This window comes from Paenibacillus ihuae (genome assembly GCF_001368795.1).
GTDB classification, from domain to species: Bacteria; Bacillota; Bacilli; order Paenibacillales; family Paenibacillaceae; genus Paenibacillus_AQ; species Paenibacillus_AQ ihuae.
The window spans coordinates 2,081,851-2,087,737 of the sequence record NZ_LN831198.1 but is presented as its reverse complement, the minus strand read 5'-3'; the positions used below and the strand labels follow the sequence as shown (position 1 = coordinate 2,087,737).

General features: G+C 49.4%; 5 protein-coding genes. 2 read left to right on the top strand and 3 right to left on the bottom strand.

Going from position 1 to position 5,887, the window contains the following annotated elements:
- Window positions 1-246: 246 nt before the first annotated feature.
- Window positions 247-1,482 (bottom strand): aminopeptidase, encoded by a 1,236-nt coding sequence (locus AQR02_RS09385; RefSeq protein WP_425339968.1) that lies wholly within the window; start codon window positions 1,480-1,482, stop codon window positions 247-249.
- Between the two features lie 182 nt (window positions 1,483-1,664).
- On the bottom strand, window positions 1,665-2,012 hold the full coding sequence (locus AQR02_RS09380; RefSeq protein ID WP_054940338.1) for a hypothetical protein: 348 nt from the start codon (window positions 2,010-2,012) through the stop codon (window positions 1,665-1,667).
- 227 nt (window positions 2,013-2,239) lie between these two features.
- Here AQR02_RS09380 and AQR02_RS09375 point away from each other — a divergent pair, with 227 nt between their 5' ends.
- Together AQR02_RS09375 and AQR02_RS09370 are read left to right on the top strand one after the other, a co-directional pair.
- On the top strand, window positions 2,240-3,394 hold the full coding sequence (locus AQR02_RS09375) for a VanZ family protein (protein WP_054940337.1): 1,155 nt from the start codon (window positions 2,240-2,242) through the stop codon (window positions 3,392-3,394).
- A complete protein-coding gene (locus tag AQR02_RS09370; RefSeq protein ID WP_280818618.1) occupies window positions 3,391-4,911 on the top strand; it encodes an amidase family protein in 1,521 nt (506 codons plus the stop codon). The genes AQR02_RS09375 and AQR02_RS09370 overlap by 4 nt, the downstream gene beginning before the upstream one ends.
- A gap of 327 nt (window positions 4,912-5,238) precedes the next feature.
- Here the strand turns inward: AQR02_RS09370 and AQR02_RS09365 are convergent.
- Window positions 5,239-5,887: exodeoxyribonuclease III (locus AQR02_RS09365; RefSeq protein WP_245237255.1), on the bottom strand; the 649-nt coding region annotated here is incomplete at its 5' end.

The window sequence follows — 5,887 nt, the reverse complement described above, 5'->3', positions numbered from 1 at the left end:
AATTCAAACGGCAGTACACTTGTGACACCCAACACAAGGATAATAAATAAAGCCAAAATTTTACTAGAATGACGGTTCATGAACTGTCTCCTCTACCATATTTTCCACATTCATTTCCAGTATATTTCATCTGCTTGATTCCTGTATATATGTATTGGTTCACAGTTTTTCATCCGGTAAAATAAAAAAACAGCCGCAAACTCCATACTTGGCGGGTTTACGGCTTGAGAATATGATGGATATTATTTACAGCACCCAGTTCCCTTTGCGGAACACTGGCTCGGTGGTTCCATCAGCCAGTTCACCATCGATATCCAGCTCAGCTGAGCCGATCATGAAATCAACATGGGTCAGGCTGACGTTGGCGCCCCGTTTAAGCAGTTCTTCACTGCTTAGGCCTACGCCGCCCTCAATATTTACCGGATACGCGCTGCCCAGCGCAAAATGACAGGAAGCATTCTCATCAATACCCGTGTTATAGAACACTCTGTTCAGTCTTGAAATGGGTGAATCATGCTGCACCAAAGCCACTTCACCCAGATAAGACGCTCCTTCATCGGTCTCCAGCAGAGAGGTCAGATGCTCACGTCCGGAAAGTGCATCATAGGCAGTAACCTTGCCATCAGTGAAGGTAAACGTAATCCCGTCCACAAGGCGGCCATTCAGGTTCAGCGGAAGTGTACTGGTTACAGTGCCGTTAACCCCGGTCCGCTGCGGCATAGTATAGATTTCCTCTGTAGGCATGTTCGCCACAAAATACACGCCGCTGCCATTCTCGCCGCCGCCGCCGCGCCAAAGATGGCCCTCCGGCAGTTCTACATGCAGGTCCGTGCCCGGTGCACGGTAATGCAGACTTTTGTACCGCTTGGCATTCATCCGGTCCTGGCTCTGCTTCAGCTGGGCAATATGCTCACGCCAGGCAGCTACCGGGTCCTCAGTCCCCACACGGTTCATCCGGAAAACAGCTTCCCACATCGCTTCAATACGATCCTCCCGGGGAAGATCCGCGAACACCTTGTCGGCCCAGGCGCGTGTCGGTGCTTTAATCAGCGACCAGCTAATTTTATTGCTGCGTGTGTAATTCTGGTATTTCTTGCGGGCTATAGCTGCAGCTTTGACGGCTGTGGAGACCTTGGCGGAATCAATACCGTTGAATAACTCCGGATCAGGTACTTTAATATGTAAAATGGCTCCGCCTTCTTCGGCGAACCCTTCGAGCATGTCGGCATGCCACTGCGGGTAATAACCGAAAGAATCCTCGGGCGCCTTCTCGTAACGGATACGCGTAACCGCCTCGTCATCCCAGTCCACCATTACATATTTCGCACCGGCTTCATAGGCTTTGCCTACGATCAGGCGCGTAAGTTCGGCCGTTTCCAAAGGCGAATGAATGATCAGCACTTGCCCTGGCTGCACATTCACTCCAACCTTTACTACCAGATCCGCATATTTCTCCAGCATCAACTCAAAATCCTTGATCATTTCTTATCCTCCATCTCTGACTCATCTATGGCTATCTTGCTATCCTCAAAAAAAGCTCCAGTAGCTATTTTAACGCAAAATGAGGGCTATGGCGATTAATTGTCCTTTGACTGAAAATTCATTAGACAAACGAAATAGGCAGTTCCGTTGAAGAACCGCCTCTTTAGTAATCTATTTCCGCCCTACTGTTTATCCACCTGCAATAAAGTAACTTCCTTCACGGTGTACGTACCCGCCAGCTTCTCTTCAGCAATCACATTAAGCTTCGCCAGATTTGCGACCTTCGACGGGTCCGCCTTGGAGAGCAGCCGCCACACCTGCGGGTCAGCAAGCCGGTTGTAGAGCTTTTCATCGTCATATTCTTTGCGGTTCTGCGTAACAAGCTTCACTCTATAGCTGCCGATTACCTTCTCCGTCTCTCCCTGATCCGTACAATAGGCCAGAATCTCCTGCCTGAGTTCAGCCAGCTCCTTCTCGATATCCTTCTGTTTGGACTTCAGTTTATAGTATTGCTGCACTTTCTTTTCCATTCTTGCTCACGCTCCTCTCCTGACATATGTATGCCGGAGAGATTAAATATATTGATTAAATACATAGAGCTGTTTTCCAGATAATTCTATAATCATATTGGATACCTGCAGTGAATCCGGACGGATATGGCGTCTAACTGACTGCGGAGCATTTATTCGGACTACTTAAGCTAAGCTGCCGATAAAATGATGGATACTCCGCCAAATTAGTTAACAGCAGGTGGACCATGTTTACTTCTTATCTGTTTCCAATCTCATATGCCTTTATGTCTTTCCCGGTCGCGGCGCTGCTCTTTACATTGCCCTTCCTGATTGTCCAATACCGGCGGCATGGCTACATCCACAAGCTTCGGGCGTTAGCACTTTATCTGTTGCTGCTCTATTTACTGAATGCCTTTTATTTGATTATGCTGCCCTTCCCTTCCTCCAGGCACAATTTGCCTTTATCAGGCAGCAGTATTCAAGTTGTACCGCTGCAGTTTATCGGAGAAATTCTGCGCACCAGCAGTTTATCGGTTGACCAGCCGTCCACCTATTTGACGGTTTTGCGCAACCCCGCCTTTTTTCAAGCTTTATTCAATGTCCTTTTGACGGTTCCTTTCGGCATGTTCCTGGGCTACTATTTCCGCACCCGCTGGGTAGTATGCATACTGCTCTCCTTTGTGCTTTCATTATCGTTTGAAGTAACACAAATCACCGGTATATACGGTTTCTTTGACAATCCGTACCGGATTTTTGATGTCGATGATCTGATTACCAATACACTTGGCGGAATTGCCGGATTCAGAATTGCACTCCGGATTTCGGGGCTGCTGCCCCGGATCGAACAACTGGACAGCAGGGCGAATCTTAGTACAAAACGTGTCACCTATACCCGCAGGGTCATCGCCTTTATGCTGGACGCCTGTGTGTGGCTGACCGCTGCCGGTATACTAAGCCTGTTCCCGGTTCCTTGCCCTTTATGGATCGTACTTGGAATATACTTTCTGCTGATTCCTTGCTGGACCCGGGGACGGACCTTTGGGAAATGGATTGTACGTATCCGGGTAGAGGGCTGCAGCAGCAGCCTCCGGCCATGGATGATTGTCCTAAGATACGGTCTGCTCTATGGAGTAACGTTTGGTATGAATGTTCTGCAGTTTAATTCGGCATGGGTAAACACCCTTGGACAGGATATATCCGGTCCGGCCCGTGGGATAGTGCTGCTGGCAGATCTGCTGTTCCTCATCCATCTAATCATCAGCATGTTTAAGAAGGAGCCGCTGTTCTACGAACGATTAAGCCGGACCCGGAATATCATTACCTGGCCTGACAAACAGCAGCAGCCAGATACAGTAGAGTTACCGTTATCCCTTAAAGGAAAAGGAGAATCTATCCGGTGAACCAAATTAAGAATAACCTAAACAATAAGGACGTCAGCCTGGACTGGCAAGAATGGATTATTGAAGCAGATATCGCAGCCATGCAGGCTGAAATGAACAAAGGTTCGTTAACTGCTGAACAACTGGTGAGCCTTTATCTGCATAGGATCAACAGGTATGATTCGGTCATTAACTCCGTACTGGAGCTCAATCCCGATGCACTGGATATTGCCCGCCAGCTTGATACAGAGCGGCAAATAACGGGAGCCCGCAGCAGCCTGCATGGCATCCCGCTTCTAATCAAGGACAATATAGACACCGCAGATAAATTGCACACTAGTGCAGGGTCCATAGCGTTGGCAGAGTCAACGGCAGCTCAGGATGCAGCGGTCATCAGCCGGCTGCGAGCAGCAGGAGCCATTATTCTCGGGAAGGCTAATATGACGGAATGGGCTAATTTTATGGCTCCCGGGATGTGGGCCGGGTACAGTTCACGCGGCGGGCTCGTCCTCAACCCCTACGGACCCGGTGAGCTGTTTGTAGGGGGTTCAAGCTCCGGCAGTGCAGCTTCCGTTGCAGCCAATCTTATTGCCGCGGCCATAGGGACGGAAACTTCCGGCTCGATCATAGGTCCGGCCAGCCAGAACTGTGTAGTAGGAATTAAACCAACCGCAGGACTTGTCAGTATGGCTGGAATCATTCCCGGCATCGGAAGCCAGGATACCGCAGGCCCGCTGGCCAGGACAGTCTCCGATGCAGCGGTCCTGCTGGGAGCAATGACCGGACCGGATGAACTGGACACTCAGGGGTCCGGAACTGTTCGGGAGAGAAGAATATCTGATTACACGGTTTTTTTGGATGCAGCGTATTTGCAGGGGGTGCGGATTGGTATCCCTAGGGCAATCTATCAAGAGCTCGATGAAGAGGTTATGGCTATTATGGAAGAAGCGATTGAGCTTCTTGAACAACAAGGTACTATGATCGTAGATCCCATTGAGCTTCCCTGTCTTAACCGTGAATGGAGTCCGGTCATGCTGCAATATGAGTTTAAAAGGGGCCTAAATCAATATCTGGCCGGACTTGCCGAGTCCATACCCGTACATAGCTTAAGCGAGCTTATCGCCTATAACAAACTCCATAGTGAAAAAGCTCTGAAATACGGACAAGGCACACTAGAATGGCTGGAACAGTCCGGAGAATGCATAACAGAAGAAATGTACCTTGAACAGCTTCGCTTATCCCGCGGGCAGGCACGTGATCATGGAATAGACTACGCCTTAAAGGAATACCGGCTGGATGCCCTGATGTTCCCTGGGTTTCACGGAACCGATTTGGCTGCCAGAGCAGGCTATCCGCTCATTACAGTTCCCGCCGGCTTTGCAGCCAATGGAATCGTAACATCAGGAGGATATCTTACGAAAGGCCCCCATGGCGTCACCTTCTCCGGCACGGCTTTTAGTGAGCCAACGCTGATCTCGATCGCATATGGATTTGAACAGGCGTCAAGGCGGCGCTTCCCGCCCCGCCTGTCTAAATAAACAAGCCATTATTCATTCATCCCATGAGGAGCTGTGAACATGAACATGACCGGAACTTTATCTCCATTGCCAAGAAGTCTTCCCGAGGAACAAGGTATCCGCTCAACCGCTGTATCTGCATTTCTGGACCGGATTAAGAACCTGAACATCGAGCTGCATAGCCTGGTGCTACTAAGGCGTGGCCATGGGGCCAAACGAACCGGTTACTGTCGCAGGCTATCTCATAGAGTAAATTGCAGCTTTTAAACCTTCTAACAAAACAAGAGGCTATGACATTCCTTATCAGGGATGCATAGCCTCTTGTACTAATATCTATCTGAATATCTATTAAGCTTCCAGACCCTTCATTGTGAGCACTACCGGACAATGGTCACTTCCCAGTACATTGCAGTCGATGGCTGCATCGATCAGCTGCGGCGCAAGCCGTGAAGAGGCCAGGAAATAGTCGATCCGCCAGCCGACATTCCGCTCTCTTATTTTTGGCATATAGGACCACCAGGTATAAGCTCCTTCTGTCTCCGGATAAAAAAACCGGAAGGTATCGATAAAACCCGATTCCAGCAGGATAGTCATCCGTCCGCGTTCTTCATCGGTGAACCCGGAGTTCCCCCGGTTAGACTTGGCATTCTTCAGATCAATGTCGGCGTGGGCAACATTAAGGTCGCCGCAAACAATGACCGGCTTACGTTTATCCAGCTCCAGTAGATAGGTACGGAAACGGTCCTCCCATTCCATTCTGTAATCCAGCCGTGTCAGATCCCGTTTGGCATTCGGAGTATAGACATTTACGAGATAGAAGTCTTCAAATTCTAAAGTGATCGTCCGGCCCTCAGGTTCGGAATCCTCTTCCAGACCGTATCTTACAGAGATGGGCTTGATTCTCGTAAACACAGCTGTTCCCGAGTAGCCTTTCTTCTGGGCATAATTCCAATACTGGTAATACTCTTCGCCCTGCTCCAGGACGATTTGTCCTTCC

Bases quoted from the DNA above. Each gene is read 5' to 3' on its own strand.
- AQR02_RS09380 (WP_054940338.1), bottom strand. From the start codon at position 2,012: ATGGAAAAGAAAGTGCAGCAATACTATAAACTGAAGTCCAAACAGAAG.
- AQR02_RS09375 (WP_054940337.1), top strand. From the start codon at position 2,240: ATGTTTACTTCTTATCTGTTTCCAATCTCATATGCCTTTATGTCTTTC.
- AQR02_RS09385 (WP_425339968.1), bottom strand. From the start codon at position 1,482: ATGATCAAGGATTTTGAGTTGATGCTGGAGAAATATGCGGATCTGGTA.